Source organism: Actinoplanes sandaracinus, from assembly GCF_030009775.1.
Taxonomy (GTDB): Bacteria; Actinomycetota; Actinomycetes; order Mycobacteriales; family Micromonosporaceae; genus Actinoplanes; species Actinoplanes sandaracinus.
Genome location: NZ_JASCTH010000014.1, coordinates 142,323 through 164,709, shown reverse-complemented (window position 1 = coordinate 164,709; position 22,387 = coordinate 142,323). Strand labels below are relative to the sequence as shown.

Annotated in this window: 15 protein-coding genes; 8 read left to right on the top strand and 7 right to left on the bottom strand. The window is 70.9% G+C overall.

The features are described from left to right. Positions 1 to 329 precede the first annotated feature (329 nt). The 6 genes from QLQ12_RS22170 to QLQ12_RS22145 all read right to left on the bottom strand — a co-directional run bounded on the left by QLQ12_RS22170 (position 330) and on the right by QLQ12_RS22145 (position 8,059). Complete coding sequence (locus QLQ12_RS22170; protein ID WP_282762197.1) at positions 330 to 770, bottom strand: TIGR03618 family F420-dependent PPOX class oxidoreductase; 441 nt, start codon at positions 768 to 770, stop codon at positions 330 to 332. Positions 771 to 1,037: 267 nt separating this feature from the next. Then, complete coding sequence (locus tag QLQ12_RS22165; RefSeq protein WP_282762196.1) at positions 1,038 to 3,776, bottom strand: putative bifunctional diguanylate cyclase/phosphodiesterase; 2,739 nt, start codon at positions 3,774 to 3,776, stop codon at positions 1,038 to 1,040. A 90-nt stretch (positions 3,777 to 3,866) separates the two neighbouring features. Next, the gene (locus QLQ12_RS22160; RefSeq protein ID WP_282762195.1) at positions 3,867 to 4,550 is read right to left on the bottom strand and encodes a response regulator transcription factor; all 684 of its coding nucleotides are present in this window, start codon (positions 4,548 to 4,550) and stop codon (positions 3,867 to 3,869) included. Next, on the bottom strand, positions 4,547 to 5,659 hold the full coding sequence (locus QLQ12_RS22155; RefSeq protein ID WP_282762193.1) for a sensor histidine kinase: 1,113 nt from the start codon (positions 5,657 to 5,659) through the stop codon (positions 4,547 to 4,549). Before QLQ12_RS22155 ends, QLQ12_RS22160 begins: the two co-directional genes overlap by 4 nt. A gap of 124 nt (positions 5,660 to 5,783) precedes the next feature. Then, on the bottom strand, positions 5,784 to 6,740 hold the full coding sequence (locus QLQ12_RS22150; RefSeq protein WP_282762192.1) for a DNA polymerase domain-containing protein: 957 nt from the start codon (positions 6,738 to 6,740) through the stop codon (positions 5,784 to 5,786). Positions 6,741 to 6,796: 56 nt separating this feature from the next. Then, positions 6,797 to 8,059 carry an ABC transporter substrate-binding protein gene (locus QLQ12_RS22145; RefSeq protein WP_282762191.1) on the bottom strand — a complete coding sequence of 421 codons (1,263 nt, stop codon included), beginning with the start codon at positions 8,057 to 8,059 and terminating at the stop codon, positions 6,797 to 6,799. Positions 8,060 to 8,426: 367 nt separating this feature from the next. Between QLQ12_RS22145 and QLQ12_RS22140 the strand changes: the two genes are divergently transcribed. Then, entirely contained in the window at positions 8,427 to 8,783 is a 357-nt protein-coding gene (locus tag QLQ12_RS22140; RefSeq protein WP_282762190.1) for a hypothetical protein, read from the top strand. Positions 8,784 to 8,788: 5 nt separating this feature from the next. On the opposite strand, the gene rnhA is transcribed toward QLQ12_RS22140, so the two are convergent. Then, on the bottom strand, positions 8,789 to 9,250 hold the full coding sequence (rnhA, locus tag QLQ12_RS22135) for a ribonuclease HI (RefSeq protein WP_282762189.1): 462 nt from the start codon (positions 9,248 to 9,250) through the stop codon (positions 8,789 to 8,791). 154 nt (positions 9,251 to 9,404) lie between these two features. Here rnhA and QLQ12_RS22130 point away from each other — a divergent pair, with 154 nt between their 5' ends. The 7 genes from QLQ12_RS22130 (at position 9,405) to QLQ12_RS22100 (ending at position 22,331) form a co-directional block, all read left to right on the top strand. Then, complete coding sequence (locus tag QLQ12_RS22130) at positions 9,405 to 10,346, top strand: ABC transporter ATP-binding protein (RefSeq protein WP_282762188.1); 942 nt, start codon at positions 9,405 to 9,407, stop codon at positions 10,344 to 10,346. After that, complete coding sequence (locus QLQ12_RS22125) at positions 10,343 to 11,101, top strand: ABC transporter permease (RefSeq protein ID WP_282762187.1); 759 nt, start codon at positions 10,343 to 10,345, stop codon at positions 11,099 to 11,101. The genes QLQ12_RS22130 and QLQ12_RS22125 overlap by 4 nt, the downstream gene beginning before the upstream one ends. A gap of 84 nt (positions 11,102 to 11,185) precedes the next feature. Then, positions 11,186 to 12,022, top strand: a complete 837-nt coding sequence (locus tag QLQ12_RS22120) for an ABC transporter ATP-binding protein (RefSeq protein WP_282762186.1) — start codon at positions 11,186 to 11,188, stop codon at positions 12,020 to 12,022. Continuing rightward, entirely contained in the window at positions 12,019 to 12,813 is a 795-nt protein-coding gene (locus tag QLQ12_RS22115; RefSeq protein ID WP_282762185.1) for an ABC transporter permease, read from the top strand. The genes QLQ12_RS22120 and QLQ12_RS22115 overlap by 4 nt, the downstream gene beginning before the upstream one ends. Next, positions 12,810 to 13,952 (top strand): sensor histidine kinase, encoded by a 1,143-nt coding sequence (locus QLQ12_RS22110; protein WP_282762184.1) that lies wholly within the window; start codon positions 12,810 to 12,812, stop codon positions 13,950 to 13,952. Before QLQ12_RS22115 ends, QLQ12_RS22110 begins: the two co-directional genes overlap by 4 nt. Then, positions 13,949 to 14,566, top strand: coding sequence for a response regulator (locus tag QLQ12_RS22105; protein WP_282762183.1), 618 nt, complete (start codon positions 13,949 to 13,951; stop codon positions 14,564 to 14,566). Before QLQ12_RS22110 ends, QLQ12_RS22105 begins: the two co-directional genes overlap by 4 nt. A gap of 106 nt (positions 14,567 to 14,672) precedes the next feature. Next, entirely contained in the window at positions 14,673 to 22,331 is a 7,659-nt protein-coding gene (locus QLQ12_RS22100; RefSeq protein ID WP_282762182.1) for a Calx-beta domain-containing protein, read from the top strand. Positions 22,332 to 22,387: the final 56 nt, after the last annotated feature.

Sequence of the window (22,387 nt, the reverse complement as noted above, 5' to 3'; positions counted from 1 at the left end):
TTCTCGTACGACCTACGCGGGCGCCGCCGAGCCACGCGAGGCGGCGGTGCCGCGCGGCCCGGCCGCGCCTTTCGGGCGGAGTCCCTGCCTCACCGCCCATGCCGCGCCGTTCGGGGCCACTCGCGCGGTTCTACCCGTATCGCGCTGCTTGTGCCAGGGCGTGCTGTTCCGGCGACGCTGCGCTGGGCCACGTGAGCCGCCCGCGAAGGATGCGGCCGGTGAGTCGTCCGCGCGCGTGGAGGCAGGCGGCTGCTCCGCGACCAGGCCGACAAAGCCGACCAGAGTCCTCCGCGCGTGGGGAGGCAGTCGCGTAAGGAGGGAGGGTTGGGTCAGGCTCCGGGGTAGACCCGTGTCGGGGTGACCAGGACGGCTGTGCGCCGCTGCTCGACCATGGCCCGGTCGTAGGCCGGCCAGTCGTCGTGGGTCCCGCCCGCAGCGGTGAAGATCTCGCGCAGCAGCAGCCGGAGCCGCTCCGGGCCGAGCCATGGCTGTGGGTCGTCCGGGCCGGCCAGCAGCGCCCGGCCCTCGACCGTCGCATATCGCCAGCCGCTGCGGAACGCCACCGCGATCTGCGGCCGTTCCCGCAGGTTGCGCAGTTTCACGGCTCCGTAGGTGACGAACGCCAGCACCGGCTCCCCGTCGCCGGGATGATCGATCAGACCGGTGTTGACCAGCGTCGACTGGACCGTCAGGTCGGCCCGCACGGTCGAGACGATCGCCAGGCCCGTCTCGGACCGGCTGAGTTCCCACGCGTCCTGCAGTGCGCCCAATCCGACCACCCCTTGCGGCGACCCTACCGCGCCCCGGGACGCGTCGACAGCGGTGACGGCGGGCGCGGGAGGAGCGGGCGGGTGCCGCCGCGCTTGTCCGGCCGGCCGTGGGGATGGGCTGTGGGCGGGGGAGGAGGGCCGTTGGTGAGGCCGGCGCCGCGGGGGCGGCCCGGCGCCGCTCATCGATCCGGCCGGGGACGGTCCCGGGTCAGGTGTAAACGCGTGCCGGCCGGGGTTCGGCGGTGCTTTCGCAGGTCGTACGAAAGGTCAGACCGCCGCGCCCTCCAGGAAGAGGCGGCCGGCCTCGGCGGCCGGGACCGGCCGGGAGAAGTAGTAGCCCTGGGCGAAGCCGCAGCCCATCTCGCGCAGCGCGGCGAGCTGGCCGAATTCCTCGATGCCCTCGGCGACCGTCGCCATGCCGAGGCTCTTGCCGAGGCGGACGATGGTGTCGGTGAGGGCGGTGTCGTCGGCGATGACGCCGAGACGTTCGACGAACGACCGGTCGATCTTGAGGGTGTCGACCGGGAAGCGGCGCAGGTAGGCCAGCGACGAGTAGCCGGTGCCGAAGTCGTCGATGGCCAGGGTGAGACCGAGGGCCTTGAGGCGCACCAACTGCTCCAGGTTGGCGTCGGTGTCGGTCATCAGGACGCTCTCGGTCATCTCCAGGCACAGCCGGTCGGCGGGCATGCCGGTCTCGGCCAGCACCGCGGCGACCACCTCGGAGAGGTCGGCACGGTCGAACTGGCGGACCGAGACGTTCACCGACATCTTGAGCGGGCGGCCGCCGGCCGCGGTGGACCACTCGACCGCCTGGCGGCAGGCCTCGTGCAGGACCCAGCGGCCGAGCGGCACGATCAGGCCGGTGGCCTCGGCGATCGGGATGAAGTCCAGCGGATTGATCATGCCGCGGGTCGGGTGCGGCCAGCGCACCAGCGCCTCGAAGCCGATCACCTGGCTGGAGGCCAGATCGACCAGGGGCTGGTAGTGCAGGCGCAGGTCACCGTTCTCCACGGCGGCACGCAGGTCGGACTCCAGCTCCAGGCGCTCGACCAGGCCCTCCCGCATGCGGGCGTGATAGCCGGCGACGACGTTGCCCCCGCCCGACTTGGCGTGGTGCATGGCCAGGTCGGCGTTGCGCATCAGCTGCTCGGCCCGGTCGCCGGCGTTGTCGGCGGTGTCCGGAAGTGACCGGGTGCCGGCCAGGCCGATGCTGGCCCGGACGTGGATCTGCCGGGTGCCGGCGAGCACCGGCGCGTCGAGGTCGGCGAGGATCCGGCGGGCCACCTGCTCGGCGGCGCTGTCCTCGACCTCGTCCGCGCCGATCAGCAGCACACCGAACTCGTCGGCGCCGAACCGGGCGACCAGGTCGCCGTCGCGCACGCAACCGCGGAGCCGGTCGGCGATCTGCACCAGAAGCTGGTCTCCGGCGAGGTGGCCGAGGCTGTCGTTGACCCGTTTGAAGCCGTCCAGGTCGAGGTGCAGCACGGTCACTGCGCCGGCCTCGCGCAGCGCGGTCGCGGCCTGCTCGCGGAAGAGGGCGCGGTTGGCCAGCTGGGTCAGCGGGTCGTGGTACGCCTCGTGCAGCAGCTGTTCCTGGAGCTCCTTGCGCTCGCTGATGTCGCGGGTGTTCAGCACGAACCCGGCCACATGCGGGTCGTCCACCAGGTTCGTGATGATCACCTCGGACGGTCGTTTCCGGCCGTCCCGGTGGGTGTGCACGACCTCCAGGGTGACCGTCGAGTAGGGGCGCGCGGCCACCCGCCGCATCGCCTGGCTCAGTCGCATCGCCACCTCGGCGTCGACCAGGTCGGTGTACCGGCGGCCGAGGAACACCTCGGGCTCGTAGCCGAACACCCGCCGCATCGAGTCGCTCTGGTAGCGGATCATCCCGTCGGCGTCGATCACCGTCACCACGTCCGAGCTGTGCCGGATCAGGGCGTGGAACCACTGCTCGCGGGTGTGCAGTTCGGCGGTGCGCTCGGCGACCCGGCTCTCCAGGGTGCGGGTCAGGGTCCGGTTCTCCAACTGGGTGAGCACCTGCCGGCCGACGATGAGCAGGATGAGGAAGGAACGGGTGTAGGTGACGAACGGGTCGTTGTGCCCGGTCTGCACGTGGAACATCACGCTGGACGCGAGCGCGGCCAGCACCGCCACGTAGGGGATCATGATCGCGTTGTTCCAGACACCCGGCGGCAGGTTCAGCGGCGCGGCCGAGCGCTGCCGGGGCCGGATCGCACCCATGAGGATCAGGGCGTAACCGGCCAGGGCGGCCAGGTGCACGACCGCGGCGGCGCCGGAGTCACCGATCAGCTCGAAATAGACGTGCCCGACGTCGGTGATCGCGAAGGCGACCATGCCGGCGCCGAAGAACGCCAGGTCGGAGCCGCAGCCATGGCGGCGGCGCTGGGCCGGCAGCATGTACGCCACCACGGTGGCGATGACGATGTCGGTCAGCGGGAAGACCAGCGTGAGGTAGAAGGACGACCGGTGCGCTCCGGACTCCAGGTTCGGGTCCATCACGAAGACCCAGGCGACCAGGATCAGTGACGAGGCGATCAGCAGGCCGTCGAGGACGCTGCGCAGCCGGTTCGCCATCGGCTGGGAAGCGCTCGGCAGGATCAGCAGGCCCGCCGGGATGAGGACGATCAGCCCGATCAGGCCGGGGTTGCTGAACACTCCGAACAGGCCCTCGGGCGCTCCGGCGACTCCCCGTTCGGCGAGCCAGGAGAACTGGCCCAGGCCCCAGAGAAGCAGGCCCGTGGCGAGCGTCGACCAGCCCCAGCGGGCCCGGCCGGTGAAACCACGCGACCGCCACAGGCAGGCGGCGGACGCGCCGGCGGCCAGCGCCAGCAGGCCCCAGCTGGAGATGGCGAGGGCCACCGCCGGCCCGCCCACTCCGCTCACCACCAGCGCGACGAGGATGGTGAGGAGAGCGCCGACAGCGGCACTGCTGCGCGCCCAGCGGCGTGCCGCGCGCGGGTCATCGACCGTCGTGTCGACTGCCATCCGCTCGCCCCTTTCTCCGATCGCCACCTCGGACAGGTGGGTAAACGGGAGATCGGGCCGGTACGGGCTGTCCTGAGGAGATCCGGACGATCAGTTACCGACCAGGCCGTCCTGGTAGGCCACGATCACCAGCTGCACCCGGTCACGGACGCCCAGCTTGGTTATCGCCCGGGTGACGTGGGTCTTCGCGGTCAGCGGGCTGATCATGAGCTGCCGGGCGATCTCGTCGTTGGACAGGCCGGTGGCGACCAGCCCGACCACCTGCCGTTCCCGTTCGGTCAGCACGGCCAGCCGGTCGCCGCCCGGGGTGGCGGCGGCCGGGACGGGGCGGTGCGCGAACTGCCCCACGACCCGGCGGGTCACGCTGGGGGAGAGCAGCGCGTCACCACCCGCGACGACCCGGACCGCGGTGCGCAGGCCCTCCGGGTCGATCTCCTTGGTGAGGAAGCCACTGGCGCCGGCGGCGAGGGCGGCGAACACGTACTCGTCGGTCTCGAAGGTGGTCAGGATGATGATCTTCGGCAGTCCGCCGCCCACGGCGGCCGGCTCGCCGTCCGCGGCCAGGATCCGCTTCGTCGCGGTGATGCCGTCCATGCCCGGCATCCGGATGTCCATCAGGATCACGTCCGGGCGCAGCGAGCGGGCGGCCCGGACCGCCTCGTCGCCGGTGGACGCCTCGCCGGCCACCGAGATGTCCCGCCCGCGTCGCAGCAGGCTCCGGAAGCCGGCGCGGACCAGGTGCTGATCATCGGCGAGAAGGACCGAGATGGTCATGGGCGCTCCGTGACGGGGATGCGGGCTCGTACCGTGAATCCGTTCGGCCCGGGCCCGGCGGTGAGCGTGCCGCCCAGCGCGGCCACCCGCTCCCGCATGCCGGAGATCCCGTGCCCCTCGGTGACGGGCGCCGGCGAGGATCCGGCCGGCCCGTCGTCACGCACGTCGACGAGCACGTCTGACGGGCCGTAGCGGAGGGTGACCACGACTCTGGTCGCCCCGCCGGCGTGCCGGACCGTGTTGGTGAGTGACTCCTGCACCACCCGGTGGACGGCCGCGGCGACCGGAGCCGGCACCTCGACCGGGTCGCCGACCTCGTTGAAGGAGACCGCCAGGCCCGCTTCGCGCACCTGGCCGAGCAGCCGGTCCAGGCCGGTGAGGGTCGGGAGCGCGCCCTCGCGCAGCACCCCGACCAGCGCCTTCAGGTCGGTCATGGCCCGGCCGCGGACCTCCTGGGCCAGTTTCAGCGACGCCTTCGCCTCGTCCGGCTCGGTGTCGAAGGCATCCAGAGCCACGTTCAGGTGCACACCGACGACGGCGAGCGTGTGCGAGACCACGTCGTGCAGGTCACGGGCGATCTCCACCCGCTCCTCGGCCCGCCGCCGGCCGGCCTCCAGTTCCCGCTGCCGCTCGTCATGGGCGAGCCGGTGCGCGACCTCGGTCCGCCAGCGGAGCGTGTTCCGGTACGCGGTCGCGGCGGCCAGCGCGGCGGCGACCCACAGCGCCTCCCCGCCGACTCGCGTGAGCACCCAGTCAGGTCCGTGCGGATCGACGAAGATGTCCCAGTTCAGGCCCCAGGCCAAAGTGACCGCCGCGGCGCTCACGGCGGTCCAGAGCCGGCCCTCCATCACCAGCGCCACGAGAGCGGCGGTGGCCGGCCACAGCCAGCCGGCCTCGATCAGGTGCGAGATCCGCCAGGCCGTGAGGGTCAGGATCGTGAACAGGAGCACGGCCAGCGGCCACCGGCGGGTGAGCAGGACCAGCCCGGCGAGCGCGACGGCGAGCGTGCCGGTCATGACGACCCGGGTGTCGCCGCGGGTGAGCGCGAGCCCGGCCGGAACGCCGAGGAGGGTCAGTGCGGCGGCGGCTGCGGTGAAGTTCCTCGTCATGCCGGGGACGCTATTGTCGCCCGGCTGTCCGGCGCGTCGTCGCGCCGCTGTCACCGTCATCGACGCCTCCCGCGTACGCGGCTACTCCCCGCGGCGTACGCCCGCATGGCCGTCACGGTAGCGGTTACCCCTCGCCGGCCGCTTCCCGGCGGGCGCGGGCACGGCGTTTGCCCTCGTGCATGGCCTGCACCCGGGCGACGGGGATGGTGTGTCCCTCGGCGACCAGACCCGGGTCGAGCCGCTGCGGCGCGGGCATCGCCTCGGCCCACGGATCGCGGTCACCGAGCAGGCCGGGCGCTGTCCGGACGGTGAAGTCACCAGGCGCCACCTGATCGAGGTCGGACCACGCGACCGGGAACGACACGGGCACGCCCGGCCGGGCCCGGGGGCTGTACGCCGCCACCACGGTCGCCCCGCCGGCCCTGGTCGCGTCGAGGAAGACCTTGCCGTGCCGGTCGTCCCGGATGAACGCGGTGGTGGCCAGTGCCGGATCGATCCGCTCGGCCCGGGCGGCGACCGCGCGCTGGGCGGCGGCCACGTCCTCGGGGGCCGGCTCACCGGCCAGTGGCACGAAGACGTGCACCCCCTTGGCGCCGCTGGTCTTGACCGCCCCGGCCATCCCGGCGTCGTCGAGGGCCTGGCGGACCAGCCGGGCGGCGGCGACGGCGAGACCGAAACCGCCGTCCTCGGGCGGGTCCAGGTCCATGATCAGGTGGGTGGGGTGCGGTGAACCGGCGTGCGTCAGGGCCGGGTGGTACTCGACGGCCCGCTGGTTGCCCAGCCAGAACAGGGTGCGGCGGTCGTTGGCCAGGGCGTAGGTGACGTCGCGGTGCGAGGCCTCGGCCCAGACGGTGGCCCGGGGCACCCAGTCCGGCGTGTATTTCGGCAGGTTCTTCTGCATGAACCGGTCCTGGCCGCGAAGCACCCGGATGACCGAGAGCGGCCGGTCCCGCAGCACGGGGAGGAACCGGTCCGCCACCGCGTCGAGGTAGTCCACCAGGTCCCGCTTGGTGGCCCCGGCGCCCGGGAACAGTTCCTGATCCAGATTGGTCAGTGGCACGCCGTCGCGTTCGGAACCCATGGTTCCATCGTGCCCGATCCGCGGGCGCTGTGCCGCCCCGCCGCCGGGGCGGATGATCAGGGCTGCCGGACGAACTGCCTGGCCGCCGCGGCCAGGGCGGCCTGGAGCGCCGCGGCGTCACCCGAGGTGGAGAAGGCGCCGAGCGCGGCGTTGGCGGCGTTCTGCCAGGGCTGCGAGCAGGCCGAGCCGTGCGCGCAGGACGGGACCGGGGTGCCCGACTTCCAGTCCTCGACGGCCTCGATCTGGTAATCGGTGAAGCCCACGGTCGGCGCGTCGGTGCGGGCCGGGATGGAGCCCTTACGCGCGTTGAAGGCCTGCTGTCCCTCGGGGGAGGCGACGGTCCGCAGCCAGCACTCGGCACCGGCCGGGTTGGCGGCCCCGGTGGTGAGCACGAACGAGTCGGCGAGCCACTGGAACGTCTTGCCGTTGCCGGGGAACGTGAAGGAGTCGTACCCGCTGAAGTTCTTCTGGTCGAGGTCGGCCGCGACCCAGTCGCCCATCATCTGATAGCCGGCCTTGCCGTCGATGAGTAGTTGCTCGGCCTGCGGCCAGTCGAGGGAGTCCCGGTCGGGGTTGCTGTAACCGACGATCGTGGCGAAGTCGTCGATCGCCGTGCGGACGGGCTTGCCGTCCCACTTCGTCTCGCCGTTGAACAGGCCGTTGAACCGTTTCGAGCCCAGGTCGCTGATCAGCACCGCCTCCAGCAGCATGAGCTGGGTCCAGTCCCGGCCCAGGGCCAGCGGGGACTCGATCCCGTTGCGGCGTAGTTTCTCCAGGTTGGCGACGAACTCCTTGAGGTTCTTCGGCGCGACCAGGATGCCGGCGTCGGCGAGGACCTGGTCGTTGGCCCAGACCACGTTGGCCCGGTGCACACCGGCCGGCACCGACCATAGTTTGCCGTTCACCGTGAGGGTCTCGATCAGGCCCGCCGGGAGGGCGGCGGTCAGGCCCCACGCCTCGTAGCGTGCGGTCAGGTCGCTGACCTGGGCGGCGTTGATGTGGTCGAGCAGTTCCGCGCCGGCGTGCGCCTGGAACGTGTCCGGCGGGTCGTTCTGCTGCAGCCGTGCGTTGAGGACCTGCTTGGCGTTGACGCCCGCGCCACCGGCGATCACGCCGCTCTGGAACTCCTGCCCGGGGCAGGCGGCGGTGAACCGGCTGACGAGGGCGTCGAGTCCGGCCTTCTCGCCGCCCTCGGCCCACCAGGTGAAGACCTCGACCGTCGAGGCCGTGGCGTCGTCCTCCCCGGCCCCGCAGCCGGACGCCACCAGCAGTGCGGCGGCGCTGACGACGGCCGCCAGGGCGCGTCGTGTGGTGCGCATGGTCTCTCCCCATCGTCCAATGCCATCGTTGTCACGAGGACAATCGGAAGTACCGTCCCGCTCCACGCGTAAAGGTGTCAACTTGTGATCTATCGTCGCTTCCTTGCACAGGGCGACCATTTCAATCTTGAGCTGGGCTTTTGCCGTGTCCCGGGCCCGCTGTCGTGCCGCGCGGATCACACCCTCCGGGCAGAATGTAACTGACGGTTAACGGGTCGTCCTCACGTGGGCCCAGTTCAGATGTGGAGTGGCGGGGAGGGGGCCACCGAGCTGTCACGCAAAGTGAGTTGAGCCTTTGACCTAATTCCTCCGGGGTACGTCAAACGGGCCATAGCTGTTGGTCTATCCGATTCGTCACAATCGAAGGATGACCGCACCGGGCGACACCATCCTTCTCATCGTTCTGGCGGCCGCCCTCATGGCCTGCACCGGATATGCCGCCGGCCGTCTGCACCAGCGGCGGCAGAACGGGCCTGACCTGCGTGAGGCGTACCGCACCGGGTACGACGCCGCGACCCGGAACGTCTTCAGCACGGCGGCGCGGGCCGCGGGCCGCCGGTCCGTCGCGCCCGAGGTCGTTCCGCTCGGGCCGGAGGGCGTCGCGGGCGTGCCCACCCAGCGGGAGGGCCGGCACACCGTGCCGGACGAGCTGGTCCAGGCCGCGACCTACCGGCTGCCCCCGGACCGGGTGGCCCGGGCCAAGGTGCCCCGCCCGCGCACCTGACGGTCTCAGCCCGTCGAGCCGGCCGCGGCGACGGCCTCGCGCAGACCCCGGGTGGCCAGCTGGTCGGCCCGTTCGTTCTCCGGGTGGCCGGCGTGCCCTTTCACCCAGTGCCAGGTGACCTCATGCCGGCGGACCGCCTCGTCGAGCCGCTGCCACAGGTCGACGTTCTTCACCGGCTGCCGGGCCGCGGTCAGCCAGCCGTTGCGCTTCCAGTTGTGCATGTACTGCGTGATGCCGTTGCGCACGTACACACTGTCGGTGTAGATCTCCACCGTCAGCGGGGCCCGCGTCAGCGCCTCCAGCGCCCGGATCGGAGCCATCAGCTCCATCCGGTTGTTGGTCGTCCGGCTCGCCTCGCCGCCGCAGAGGTCCTTCTCGGAGCTTCCCCAGCGCAGCACCGCGCCCCACCCGCCGGGGCCGGGATTCGGCGCGCACGCCCCGTCGGTGTAGATCTGCACGACGCCCATCCGTCCGAGGCTACTACCGGCGGTGGAGCCGGAGCGGCCTCAGGTAGGAGGCGTCCGGGCGGCAGCCGGGAGAAGGTGAGACAGGCCATCGGCGTACACCACCCGGCCGGGGCCGGGCGGGGACCACCGTATGGTGGCGGTGGCGGATTCTCGGATGGGCGGACTCATGGTGGGTGGCGACGCGGCCGCGGTCGAGGTGCGTGACGTCGTGGTGCGTTACGGCGACACGACGGCCGTCGGTGGGGTGTCCCTGCGCCTGCCGCGCGGGCGGGTGCTGGCTCTGCTCGGGCACAACGGCGCCGGTAAGACCAGTCTGCTCCAGGTCTGTGAGGGCTTCCGGCGGCCGGACGGCGGCCAGGCGCGGGTGCTCGGGCTCGACCCGGTCGGCGACCACGACGCCCTGATGCCGCGGCTCGGCATCATGCTGCAGTCCGGTGGTGTCTACCCGTGGGCCACGGCCGGTGAGATCCTGCGGCTGTTCGCCTCGTTCGCGGCGAACCCGCTCGACACCGACATGCTGCTGGACCGGCTCGGCCTGCGAAAGTTCGAGCGGACCAGGTTCCGCCGGCTCTCCGGTGGCGAGCAGCAGCGGCTCAGCCTCGCGGTGGCCTTGGTCGGCCGCCCGGAGCTGGTCTTCCTCGACGAGCCGACGGCCGGCATGGACACCGAGGCCCGGCACACCACCTGGCAGCTCATCGAGGAGTTGCGCGCCGACGGCGTCTCGGTGCTGCTCACCACCCACCTGCTCGACGAGGCCGAGCGCCTCGCCGACGACGTGGTGATCATGCGGGCCGGGCTGGTGGCGGCGACCGGCACCCCGGCCGAGCTGACCTCGGCGGCCGGCATCGACGTGCTGGAGGTGCGGGCCGATCCGGGGCTCGACCTGACCGGACTGCGGGCCGGGCGCACGGTCACCGAGACCTCCGCCGGCGAGTACGCCATCACCGGCTCGCTGGACACCGCCGGACTGGCCGAGGTGCTGGCCTGGTTCGCGCGCGTGGGCGCCGACGTGACCGCGGTGAACACCCGCCGCCGCACCCTCGAAGACGTCTACCTCTCCCTGACCACGCAGACACCGGTTGGAGCAGCCCAGTGAGCGGCACCTTCGCCCCGGCTCCGGGCCGCGCGCCGATGCGGACCATCCTCGGCCGGCAGATCCGGATGGAACTGCTGCTGACCGCCCGCCGGGGTGAGGCCGTGGTGCTCGCCATGGGCGTGCCGCTGCTGGTCATGCTCGGCGCCGGCCTCTTCGACGTCACCAATCTGCCCACCGATGACCGCCTCGGTTATGTGGTCCCCGGGGTGCTCGCGCTCACCGTGATGTCCACCGCCTTCACCGGCCAGGCCATCACCACCGGATACGAGCGCAGCTACGGCGTGCTCAAAAGGCTCGGCGCCTCCCCGCTGACCCGGCCCGGGCTGCTGCTGGCCAAGACCGCCGCCGTGCTCGCCCAGATCGTCGTGCAGGTGCTGGTGCTCGCGCTGGTCGGTCTCGCGGTCGGGTGGCGGCCGGAGGCCGGCGCCCTGATCCCGGCGCTCGGGGTGACCGTGCTCGCCGCCGCCGGTTACAGCGGGCTGGCGTTGCTGCTGGCCAGCGTGCTGAAACCGGAGACGACCACCGGCGCGGCGACACTGATCTACGTGGTGATGCTGTCGATCGGCGGCATCATGTTCAGCGCGCCCGCCCTCGGCGCGGCCGGCTGGTTCCTGCTGCCGCTGGCCGCGCACGCCGAGGCGCTGCGGGCGACCCTGATGCACGGCGACGCGGTCCCGGCTGGGATCTGGCTGGCCCTGGCCGCCTGGGCGATCGTCTGGCCGGCTCTGGCGGCCCGCGGATTCCGCTGGGAGTGAGGCCGCTGTCCATCGATCGGTGGACAGCCGGTGACAGCCGCGCGGTCGTCCCTCGCGTCCGGTGAGACGAGCACGATCTGATGTATGGAAGCCATCGAGGTAACCGGACTACGTAAGACATACGGCGGGCGGGACGCGGTCGCGGGCATCGACCTGGTCGTGGCCCGTGGCGAGATCTTCGCGCTGCTCGGCCCGAACGGCGCCGGCAAGACCACCACGGTGGAGATCCTGGAAGGACACCGCCGCCGCAGCGCCGGTGACGTGCGGGTGCTGGGGGAGGACCCGGGCCGGGCCGGATCGGCCTGGCGCGCCCGGATCGGCATCGTGCTCCAGGACGCCGACGACGCGGCCGACCTCACCGTGCACGAGATGGTCCGGCACATCGCCGGCTTCTACCCGGACCCGCGCACGAGCGACGAGGTGATCGAGCTCGTCGGGCTCGGCGCGAAGCGGAACGCCAAGATCCGTACCCTCTCCGGTGGACAGCGCCGCCGGGTGGACGTGGCCCTCGGCATCGTCGGCCGCCCCGAGCTGCTCTTCCTCGACGAGCCCACCACCGGTTTCGACCCGGAGGCCCGCCGCCGGTTCTGGGACCTGATCCGCACCCTCGCCGGCGACGGCACCACCATCCTGCTGACCACCCACTACCTGGACGAGGCCGAGGCTCTCGCCGACCGTCTGGCGGTGATGGCCGGCGGCGGCATCGTGGCCGAGGGCACCCCGGCCACGCTCGGCGGCCGGGGCGCCGGCCAGGCGCGGGTGAGCTGGATGGACGGCGGCACGGCCCGCACCGAGCAGGTCTCCGACCCGAGCGACCTGATCCGCGGCCTGGTGGCGAGCGGCGCCGACCTCAGCACGCTGACCATCACCCGGCCCACCCTCGAAGACACCTACCTGAACCTGATCGGAGCACAGCGATGAGCACCCTTGCGATGAGCGCGAGCCGGGGCTGGATCGAGATCCTGATGTTCCTGCGGGACCGGACCGCGGTGATCTTCACCTTCTTCTTCCCCGCGCTGCTCCTACTGCTCTTCGGCACCATCTTCGGCAGCGAGTCGACCGGTTCCGGGGTCGCGGTCAGCCGGGTCTTCACCGCCAGCATGATCGCCTACGGCATCCTGAACACGGCGTTCGTCACCATGGGCGCCGGGCTCGCGATGGACCGGGAGGACGGGACGCTCAAGCGCCTCCGCGGAACGCCGATGCCCGCGACCGCGTACCTCATCGGGAAGGCCCTTCTGGTCCTCGCCCTGAGCGTCGCCGAAGCGGCCGTGCTGATCCTGCTCGGGGTGCTGGTCTTCGACATGCCGCTGCCGGCCGACGCGGCGCACTGGCTGACCTTCGGCTGGATCTTCCTGCTCGCGGTGATCGCCTGCTCGATGCTGGGCGTCGCGGTGAGCGGCCTGGTCAAGAACGCCCGCAACGCCGGCGCCATCCTCAATGTGCCGGTGGTGGCGCTGCAGTTCGTCTCCGGCGTCTTCATCCACCCGATGAGCCAACTCCCCGACTGGCTGGAGAACGTCGCCTCGCTCTTCCCGGTCCGCTGGATGGCGCAGGGCTTCCGCTACGTCTTCCTGCCGGACGAGGCGCAGGCGGGTGAGATCGGCGGCACCTGGCAGCTCGGGACGGTGGCCATGGCGCTCGGCGTGTGGTGTGTGATCGGATTGGTGCTGTGCCTGGTGACGTTCCGGTGGAGCGGTCGCGACAAGTGACCCCCGCCGACGACCCCACGCCGTCGGCCTGGCTCTGGGATCTGTACTTCACGGTGATCGCGGCCGCGGTCGCGGCCGCGATCCTCCTCGTGGCCGGCGCCGAGCCGCGGAACCGGGCGATCGCTCTCGTCGCGCTCGGCGCCATGGTCCTCGTGCACCTGCTGATCGGCCGGCCGCTGATCGTGCGCGACGCGGAGGACCTCGTGTCCCTGTCGGTGGTGCTCCTCCAGATCGCCCTCTTCAGCGTGGCGATCTACCACGTGCCGCTGAGCACCTGGCTGATGTTCGCGGTCATCCCGATGATCTTCCAGACGGTCCCGGTCCGGCAGGCCATCCCGCTGGTCGTCGGGACCAACCTGGTGCCGGTCGCGGTCGAGTACCACGTGGATCCCGCCGGCATCGGGATCGACCTGGTCATCGCCGCGATCTCCACCGGCGCCGGGATCTGCATGGGTCTCTGGATCATGCGGGCGCTGGAGCAGAGCCGGGAACGGCTCCGTCTCATCGCCGAGTTGGAGGCCAGCCGGGCCGAACTGGGCCGGCTCTCGCACGAGGCCGGGGTCGCCGCCGAACGGGCCCGGCTCGCCGGCGAGATCCACGACACCCTCGCTCAAGGCTTCACCAGCATCATCACCCTGATCCAGGCCGCCGACCCGGCGCTGCGCGACGAGCGGCTGGAGCTGGCGGTGCGCACCGCCCGGGAGAACCTGGCGGAGTCCCGGGCCCTCGTCGCCGCCCTCTCACCCACCGCTCTGGCTTCCGGGACACTTCCGGACGCGGTACGCCGCCAAACGCTCCGATTCACCGAGGAGACCGGTGTGCCCGCCCCGTTCCGCCTGACCGGCGATGCCCGCGATCTGCCCACCCGGGTCGAGGTGGTACTGCTGCGCGCGGCCCAGGAGGCGCTGACGAACGTGCGGCGGCACGCCGGCGCCCGGGAGGCGGCGGTGGTGCTCGCCTATGCGCCCGATGCCGTGCGGCTCGTCGTGCGGGACGACGGCCGGGGCTTCGATCCGGCGGCCGCCGACGGTTACGGCCTGGCCGGGATGCGGTCGAGGGCCGCGCAGGTCGGTGGAAGGCTGGCCGTCCGCAGCGACCCGGCTTCCGGAACCACGATCGAACTGGAGATTCCCGCGTGATCCGCATCCTTCTCGTCGATGATCATCCCGTGGTGCGGATGGGGCTGCGGGGCATGCTCGACGCCGAACCCGACCTGACCGTCGTCGGCGAGGCGTCCTCCGGCGCCGAGGGCGTCGAGCTGGCCCTGGCCGAGCGCCCCGACATCGTGCTGATGGACCTGCGGATGCCCGGCGGCGACGGGGTCGAGGCCACCGGCCGGATCCTCTCGTCCGCCCCCGGCGTGCGGGTGATGGTGCTGACCACCTTCGAGTCGGACCGCGACATCCTGCGCGCGATCGAGGCCGGTGCCTCGGGCTACCTGCTGAAGGACGCCTCGCCGCGGGAGCTGGCGGACGCCGTCCGGGCGGCGGCCCGCGGCGAGACGGTGCTGGCGCCGAGCGTGGCGTCGACGGTGGTCAGGCAGGTGCGCAGTCCGGCACCGCCGGCGTTGTCGGCCCGGGAGACCGAGGTGCTCCGCCTGGTCGCCGCCGGGCTGACCAACGCCGACATCGGCAGGCGCCTGTTCATCTCCGAGGCCACGGTCAAGACGCATCTGCTGCGGGTCTTCAACAAGCTCGACGTGGCGGACCGTACGGCCGCGGTGACCACCGCCATGCGCCATGGCCTGCTGTAGCCGAACCCTCCACAAAACGTGAATTTCTCTAATAAGCCTATATTCGGGCGACTACATTCGTGTCGGCACACCTCCCACCTCGGCGAATGCCGGAGGAGTCGACACCATGCGCGAAAGTCCGGCCGATCGAGATGTCCAGGAAGTGCCGTTCCGGCTGTGGGCGCCAGGGCGGCTCGGTGCGGTGATCTCGGTGGCGGCGGCGGCGACGGCGGCGGTCGGATTCTGGCAGGCGGCGGCCCATGCCTCGTCCGAGATCACGACTCTCCAAGCCACGTCGGTGAGTGTCGGTGCCCCGGAGGACGCCGCCGAGGGTGAGCCACTGAGGTTTCCGGTGACGATCGACGAGGCGGTGACCGACACGCCGATCTCGATCCAGGTCTCCACGACAGAGGCCGGCGACGCCGTGCCCGGAACCTCGTCGGCGGGTGACTTCGAAGCCCAGACGAACGTCGAGGTGCGGTTCGAGGCCGGCGAGAGCGTGAAGTACGTCGAGGTGCCGACGAGGGCGGACGACGAGGCGGAGGGCGCGCCGGAGACCGTCGAGTTGGAGATCGTCGATCCCGGAGATCTCACGCCGAGCCAGAGCACCGCCACCGGCAAGGTGATCGACGCCGTCCTCACGGTGGAGTCGGACGGGGCGGTGTCCGAAGGCGACTCCGAACACACGGAGTACTTCGACATCAACCTCAATGTCGGTTTCCAGGGCGCGGTGCAGGTCTCCTACGAGACGGTCGCCGGCACCGGCACAGCGGACACCCACTTCGAGTCGATCTCCCCGACGGTGCTCGAGTTCGCGAGTGGCGAGACGACCAAGCGCGTCGGTGTGAAAATTCCCGGCGACGATCTCTACGGCGGTCCGGACCACACTTTCAAGATCGGCCTGACCGGCTTCAGCGGCGGGGCCGCGCGGGGAGTGGACGAGACGACCTTCACGATCGAGGAGGACGAGCCCGTCCCCACGATCACGTCGGTGACCACCGACGGGCCGGTCACCGAGGGCGACAGCGGCGATGACCGCACCGCGAGCTTCACCGTGCGGATGAGCGGCGCCAGCATCGAGCCGATCACCCTGGATGTCAAAGGCGAGGGAGGCACCGCGGACGACGGCTCCGACTACTCCCTGCCCGGCAACCAGGTGACCGTTGGCGCGGAGCAGAACACCGCGACGTTCGACGTGACCGTTCTGGGCGACGACGTCTTCGAACGGGATGAGAACGCCGACATCGTCGTCACGCCGGGGGAGAACGATGACTACGTGGGCGGGACGGCGGAGTCCGGGACGCTGACGATCGATGAGAATGACGTCGCGCCGGCGTTGGCCCTGAACGACTTCGACCCGCAGGTGGAGGGGACGACCGTTCCCCTGAAGATCCCCGTCTCCGGCCAGCTCCAGGGATCGTTCCGATGGACGGCGACGGTCGCGGGCGTGGCCAGGGACGGCAGCGACCCGGCCGAGGCCGACGACGTCGACACGACCGGGATGGAGTTGTCCGGCACGCTCGAAGGCGGCGACTCCGAGATCGACCTCGGCATTCTCGGTCTGGTGCAGGGCAGCGCTGACGAGTTCGACGAGACGGTGAAGATCGAAGTCCAGGTGGAGGAGTTCGGAACGGTCACCGCGCACGGCACGATTCAGGACGCGGCGGATCACCTGGAGCCCAAGCTCGTGCCGCAACACCTGGCCACCGTGCTGGAGGGACAGACCGCCGGGGTGCCTCTGCGACTGTGGTTCGATCCGGCCGAGGGGAACAATGCCACGTCGACCGAGAAGACCGTCGCGGTCGACTACACCACCGGCGACGGCTCGGCGGCCGCCGGTGATGACTTCACCGCCAGAAGCGGCACGGTGGAGTTCGAGCCGCCGGCCGTCAGTGCGAACGTTCTGATCCCGACCACCGCTGACGGCGATGCCGAAGATGATCAGCGCTTCACCATCTCCTACGGCAACGTTCAGAACGCGACCCTGATTCAGGCCTCGGAGGTGACCATCACGGAGAGCCCCCGGACCGTGAGTGTCGGGTCGCCCGGCACCGTCATCGAGGGCGGACCTCTCGGCTTCCCGGTGAGCCTGAGCGCGCAGAGCAGTGCGCCGATCACCGTGCGGCTCGCCACGACGACCGGCGACGCGGGGGCCGGCGACGCCACCCCCGAGGCCGATTACACGCCGGTGGAGAACCTGGACCTGACGTTCGAGCCGTACCAGCAGTTCGCGATGATCGAAGTGCCGACCCTCGCCGACGACGAGGTCGAGGCCTCGCCCGAGAAGGTGACCCTCGAGATCCTCGATCCGGGCGCAGTCACTCCCGGGCAGTCGAGCGCCACCGGGTCGATCGTCGAGAACGCCGTCACGGTGACCACCGACGGGACGATCGTCGAGGATGACTCCGGCGTTCGCAGTCAGGTATTCGAGGTTCGGCTCCCCAAGGCTTTCGACGACGAGGTGACGCTGGAGTACCAGACCGCGGACGTCACGGCAACGGCCGGTGTGGACTACACCGCGTCACCGCCCACCGCGCTCACCTTCGCAGCGAGTGACACGGTCAAGACGATCGAGGTGCCGATCCACGGCGACGAGGCTTACGAACCGGACGAGACGTTCAAGATCCTGGTCGCCGACAAGAGCGCTTCCGGCGTCGGCGACCAGCAGTACACCTTCACGATCGAGGACGACGACGACCCGCCGCAGATCGACATGTCCGGCGGGGCCGAAGTGCGCGAAGGCGACGCGGGCCCCGTGACCGTGTTCACCCTGTCCGGCGAGGCCGGGGACCCGATTCCCTGGACGGCGTCGATCAAGGGGGTCCCCGACGCCGACAGCGAACCGGCCGGCGCCCAGGACATCGTCCGTGGCCAGCTGGGCGAATCGGTTCTCAGCGGAACGATCGAGCCCGGCGACGACAGCATCGCCATGCCGGGCCTGGTCTTCGTGGCCGACGGCGTCGACGAGCATGACGAGAGCATCGAGGTCACCATCGACGCCGGGGTCGCGGGCACGGCCACCGCCTTGGTCAGAGGCAGCGACTCCGCCGACGAGGCGCCGCCCGGACTGGTGATCCCCGCCGAGGTGTCGGTCATGGAGGGCGCGGACGCCTCGATCCCGATCGAGCTGGACTTCGCCGCGACCCCCGGGAACAAGGCCAACTCGACCGAGAAGACCCTCCATGTCGAGTACACCATCGCGGCCGATACGGCGATCGCCGACGACTACACCGGCACGACCGGGACGCTGGAGATCAAGCCGGGGGAAACCGAAGCTGAGATCACCATCCCCACCGTGGCCGATGACCAGTTCGAGGCGTCCGAGTCGTTCACGGTCACCTATTCCACCTCGGACGGCCTCGACCCGCTCCAGACCACGACGGCCAGCACCACCGTCACCGTCAAGGACGCCGTGCCGGCCGTGGAGGTCGGTGACGCGGTGGCCGTGCCCGAAGGCAACGTCCTCAGGTTTCCGGTCACCCTCGCCGAGTCGAGCACCTCGCCGGTCTCGGTGCTGGTCGGCACGACCGGCGGCACGGCGGTAGGAGACGACGACTACACGACGGTGACCGGCCAGGAGGTGCTCTTCGCGCCGGGTGACACGACCAAGACCGTGGAGGTGACCACCAACGTCGATGCCACGGAGGAGACGGTCCCGGAGACCGTGGTTCTGGAGGTGACCGATGCGGGCAACGCGACCACCGGGCAAGCGACCGGGACCGGCAAGATCGTCGACGGCGTCGTCACGGTGACCCCGGTCGGCGAGATCACCGAAGGTGACACCGGCGTCCGTAACCAGGTCTTCGACGTGAAGCTCAACATCGCTGTCGACGCGGAGGTGCGACTCGACTATCAGGTCCTGGCCGATACGGCGACCGCCGGCGCCGACTTCGAGGCGGTGGCGCCGGGGCGGCTCGTCTTCGCGCCTAACCAGACTGAGAAGCAGATCACCGTGCCGATCACCGGTGACTCGGAGGACGAGGGAGCCGGAGAAAGCTTCAAGATCGTGCTGTCCAATCTGGTCGGGCTGCAGGCGGCCGGCGTGGGCGAGCACAGCTTCACCATCACCGATGACGAAGGCCTGCCCGCTGTCGTCTCCGTGACCGGTGGCCCTGCGCGGGAAGGCGACAGCACCGCGCCCGCGACCTTTACGGTGACGCTGAGCAATCCCGCGGTCGCGGACATCGTCCTGGATGTGACCGGGGAGGACGACACCGCGGTTCAGGCCGGCACCGGGATCGGAAGCGCCGACTACAGCGTTCCGTCGACCGTGACCGTTCCGCAGGGGGAGAAAACGGGGACGTTCGACGTCACCGTGAAGGGCGACACCGTTTTCGAGAGCGATGAGAAGGCCTCGATCGTCGTCACACCCAGGGACAGCGCAGCCGTGTCCGGCGGCGCGCAGTCGGCCACCCTGTCGCTTACCAACGACGACGACCCGCCACAGATCACTGTGGACGCGGCCCCGGCGTTCGAGACGGCCGGGGGAATCCCGATCCGCGCGACCGTCACCGGTCAGTCGCAGAAGCCGATCCCGTGGACCGTGTCCGTGACCGGTGCCACCGACGGAAGCAGCGACGCCGCTGAGGAGGACGATTTCACCCAGGCCGGCCTGATCCCCGGCGGCACGCTGTCGCCGGGCGCCACCTCCATCGACCTGGGGACCATCACGCCCGTGGCCGGTTCGGCCGACGAGCACGACGAAACCGTTCGCGTGAGGGTTTCTCCCGAGGCCCTGCCCGATGCGAACGGTTACGTGACGATCAAGGACTCGGCGAACCATCTGCCCCCGGCGGTCACCGTGCCGGGAGCGGTCTCGGTCACCGAACCGGGCGCGGCGACCGTGCCGGTCACACTCGACTTCGCCGGCGTGGCGGGCAACGCGGCGACCTCCACCGAGAAGGCCGTCACGGTCGATTACACCCTCACCCCCGGTGCGGCGGCCGCCGGTACCGACTACACCGATGCGCCGGTCCAACTGTCCTTCCCGCCCTCGACGACCAGGCGGGACATCACCGTGCCGACCGTGTCGGACGCCGTCGCCGAAGCCGGCGGCGAGGACTTCAAGGTCGGCTTGACCTCCGCGGCGAACGCCACCATCGGCGCCGCCTCCGCGACCACCGTGACGATCAACGACCCCGCCGCCGCCCCGGCGCACACGTTCACGGTGACCTCGGAGGTCTCCGCGACGGAGGGCCAGGCCGGCCCCGCCGAGATCACCGTCAGCCTCGACGCCCCGGCGACCGAGGACGTCGACTTCACCGTCAGCGCGACCGACGAATCCGCCCGCCGAGCTGTCGCCGTGCCGGGCGGCGACGACTTCTCCACACCCTCGTCCATCCTGCGGATCCTCAAGGACCAGCGGACTGCCAAGATCACTGTGCCGGTTCTGAACGACGAGGTCTTCGAGGAGGACGAGATCGCGAGGTTCACCGTCGAGGTGGCGTCGGCGGAGACCGCCGCCGCCGGCCCCGCGCAGGTGAGCACGCTGCTCATCCGCGACGACGACCCGGTGCCGACGATCAGCCTCAACACGGCGACCGGTGCCGAGGGCGGGACCGTCGACGTGATCGCCACCCCGACCGGGATCGCCGAGGACCCGATCGGTTACCTGTTGAAACTCGGCGGCGCCGGAACCGACCCCGCGGAGTCGTCCGACTATGTGGACACGCGCGCCGCGACCGTCCTGCCCGGTGGCAGCACCGCACCGGTCACTCTCCGGTCGATTCAGTTGACCAGCGACGCCATCGACGAGGCCAGCGAGACGATCAAGGCCATTCTGGAGAATCTGACCGCCCCCGCCCAGACTCCGGTCGAGAGCACCTACACCATCACCGACGACGCGGCTGACATGCCGCCGGTCGTCTCCCTCGGGGCGGCGACCAGCGCGGAGTCGGCCGGCAGCGTGGATGTGCCGGTGACCCTGACCTATGCCACCGGCAACGGCGCCACGTCCACCGAGCGCCCGATCTCGGTCGGGGTCCGTGCGCTGCCGCTGGAGGCGGATGCGAGCGACTTCGGCGCACCGAGCCCGAACCCGCTGGTGATCCCGGCCGGTCAGGCCGGCGGCACGATCCGGGTGCCGATCACCGACGACACTCAGTACGAGTCGCCGGAGTCGTTCCTGCTGCAGACCGCCGACGTCACCCCCGGCGAGGCCGCCCCGCAGGTCGCGTCGGCCTTCATCAGCATCACCGACGACGACGCCGCCCCGGCCTTCACTGTCACGAGCAATGTGTCGGCCATGGAGGACGCGGGCGTCGCCAAGGTGACCATCGAACTCGACGCCCCAGCCCCGGATGCCGTCGACTTCACCCTCGGCATGCGGGACGACACCGCGACCGGCGCGGGCACGGGTATCGGCGGTGACGACTACGACCTGCCGGTGACCACCGCCCAAATCCCCAAGGGCGGCAAATCCGTGACGGTGGATGTGCCGATCAAGCCGGACAAGACCTATGAGGGTGACGAGAAGGCGCAGATCACGGTGGCGCTCGTGGCCGGAGAGAAGGACGCGACCGGCGGCCCGCGGGAGGCGACCCTGACCATCACGGACGACGACGCCAAGCCCACGATCAAGCTGACTCCGGTCACCGTGGTGGAAGGCGCATCGACGGTGGTGACCGCTGTCGTCATCGGGGAGGCCCAGCGCGAGTTCGACCTCGGCGCTCCGGCGGTGTCGGGGGACGGCGGCGCCGGCGATCCGGTCGAGCAGGCCGACTACGAACTCGGTCTGGACACCAAGCTCCCGGCCGGGACCGTGAGCGGCAGCACCGTATCGCTGGGCGACGTCCGGCTTGTCGCCGACACCATCGACGAGATGGACGAGGGGTTCACCCTGAGCATCGGCGATGCGACGCTCGACTTCCGGGTTCCCGACGACCCGGCCGACGTGATGCCGACCGTGTCGATCACCGACGTGACGGCGGGAGAGAGCGACGGCACCGCCGACCTCACCGTGTCGCTCGACTTCAGCGGCGACACCACGGCCACCGAGAAGACCGTCACCGTCCCCTGGAAGACGGTCGACGGCAGCGCGAAGGTCAGTAAGGACTACCGGGGCGCCGACGGCACTGTCACGATCAAACCGGCCGAAGGGTCGGCGACCGTTTCGGTGCCGCTGATCGGGGACACGCAGGACGAGGACGACCAACTCTTCCTGGTACGGCTCGGCGCACCGTCACCGGCCGGTGTCACGGTGGAGAAGTCCGACGGCAAGGTGACCCTGGAGGACGACGACAAGCCCAAGGCTCCCACGCTGAACGATCCGGCCGATCCGGCCGGCGCCGGCAAGGTCTTCATCAAAGGGGTCGCGCCAGCCGGGGAGAAGGTCGAGCTGCTGAGCGCCCCCGGCCCGAGCGGGGGGACGTTCCGCGTCGTCCTCACCACGGAGACCAACAGCGACGGTGCGTACTGGTTCAGCCCGACCTTCAAGCAGGGCGCCCGGGTCCAGGTGCGGTCCGGGAAGCTCATCTCGCCGATCCGCACCATCCAGGTCAAGCAGGAGCCGGAGATCAAGGCTTCCTCGCCGTCTCGCAGGACCGTCCGGATCACGGTGACCGGCGACCCCGACCGTGCGGGCCAGGCCGTCACGGTCCAGCAGCAGGACGGCGGAGGCTGGGACACGGTGGCCACCGGCCGGCTCGACGAGGACGGCAAGTTCGTCACCACCGAGCGGGCGCTGCGCCCCGGGCGGAAGTACGTGTACCGCGCGACGATCGCCGCGACACCGTCGGCCGGCATCCTCGCCGGTAGGTCCCCGTCGAAGACGATCAAGGTGAAATAGAACTGTTCGGTCGAGAAGGGCGGTCCTCCCGGGCCGCCCTTCGTCCGTTCCCCGGA

Excerpts from the sequence above, each read along its gene's own strand:
- QLQ12_RS22165 (WP_282762196.1), bottom strand. The coding sequence starts at position 3,776 with ATGGCAGTCGACACGACGGTCGATGACCCGCGCGCGGCACGCCGCTGG.
- QLQ12_RS22160 (WP_282762195.1), bottom strand. The coding sequence starts at position 4,550 with ATGACCATCTCGGTCCTTCTCGCCGATGATCAGCACCTGGTCCGCGCC.
- QLQ12_RS22155 (WP_282762193.1), bottom strand. The coding sequence starts at position 5,659 with ATGACGAGGAACTTCACCGCAGCCGCCGCCGCACTGACCCTCCTCGGC.
- QLQ12_RS22150 (WP_282762192.1), bottom strand. The coding sequence starts at position 6,740 with ATGGGTTCCGAACGCGACGGCGTGCCACTGACCAATCTGGATCAGGAA.
- QLQ12_RS22145 (WP_282762191.1), bottom strand. The coding sequence starts at position 8,059 with ATGCGCACCACACGACGCGCCCTGGCGGCCGTCGTCAGCGCCGCCGCA.
- QLQ12_RS22140 (WP_282762190.1), top strand. The coding sequence starts at position 8,427 with ATGACCGCACCGGGCGACACCATCCTTCTCATCGTTCTGGCGGCCGCC.
- rnhA (WP_282762189.1), bottom strand. The coding sequence starts at position 9,250 with ATGGGCGTCGTGCAGATCTACACCGACGGGGCGTGCGCGCCGAATCCC.
- QLQ12_RS22130 (WP_282762188.1), top strand. The coding sequence starts at position 9,405 with ATGGGCGGACTCATGGTGGGTGGCGACGCGGCCGCGGTCGAGGTGCGT.
- QLQ12_RS22120 (WP_282762186.1), top strand. The coding sequence starts at position 11,186 with ATGGAAGCCATCGAGGTAACCGGACTACGTAAGACATACGGCGGGCGG.
- QLQ12_RS22115 (WP_282762185.1), top strand. The coding sequence starts at position 12,019 with ATGAGCACCCTTGCGATGAGCGCGAGCCGGGGCTGGATCGAGATCCTG.
- QLQ12_RS22100 (WP_282762182.1), top strand. The coding sequence starts at position 14,673 with ATGCGCGAAAGTCCGGCCGATCGAGATGTCCAGGAAGTGCCGTTCCGG.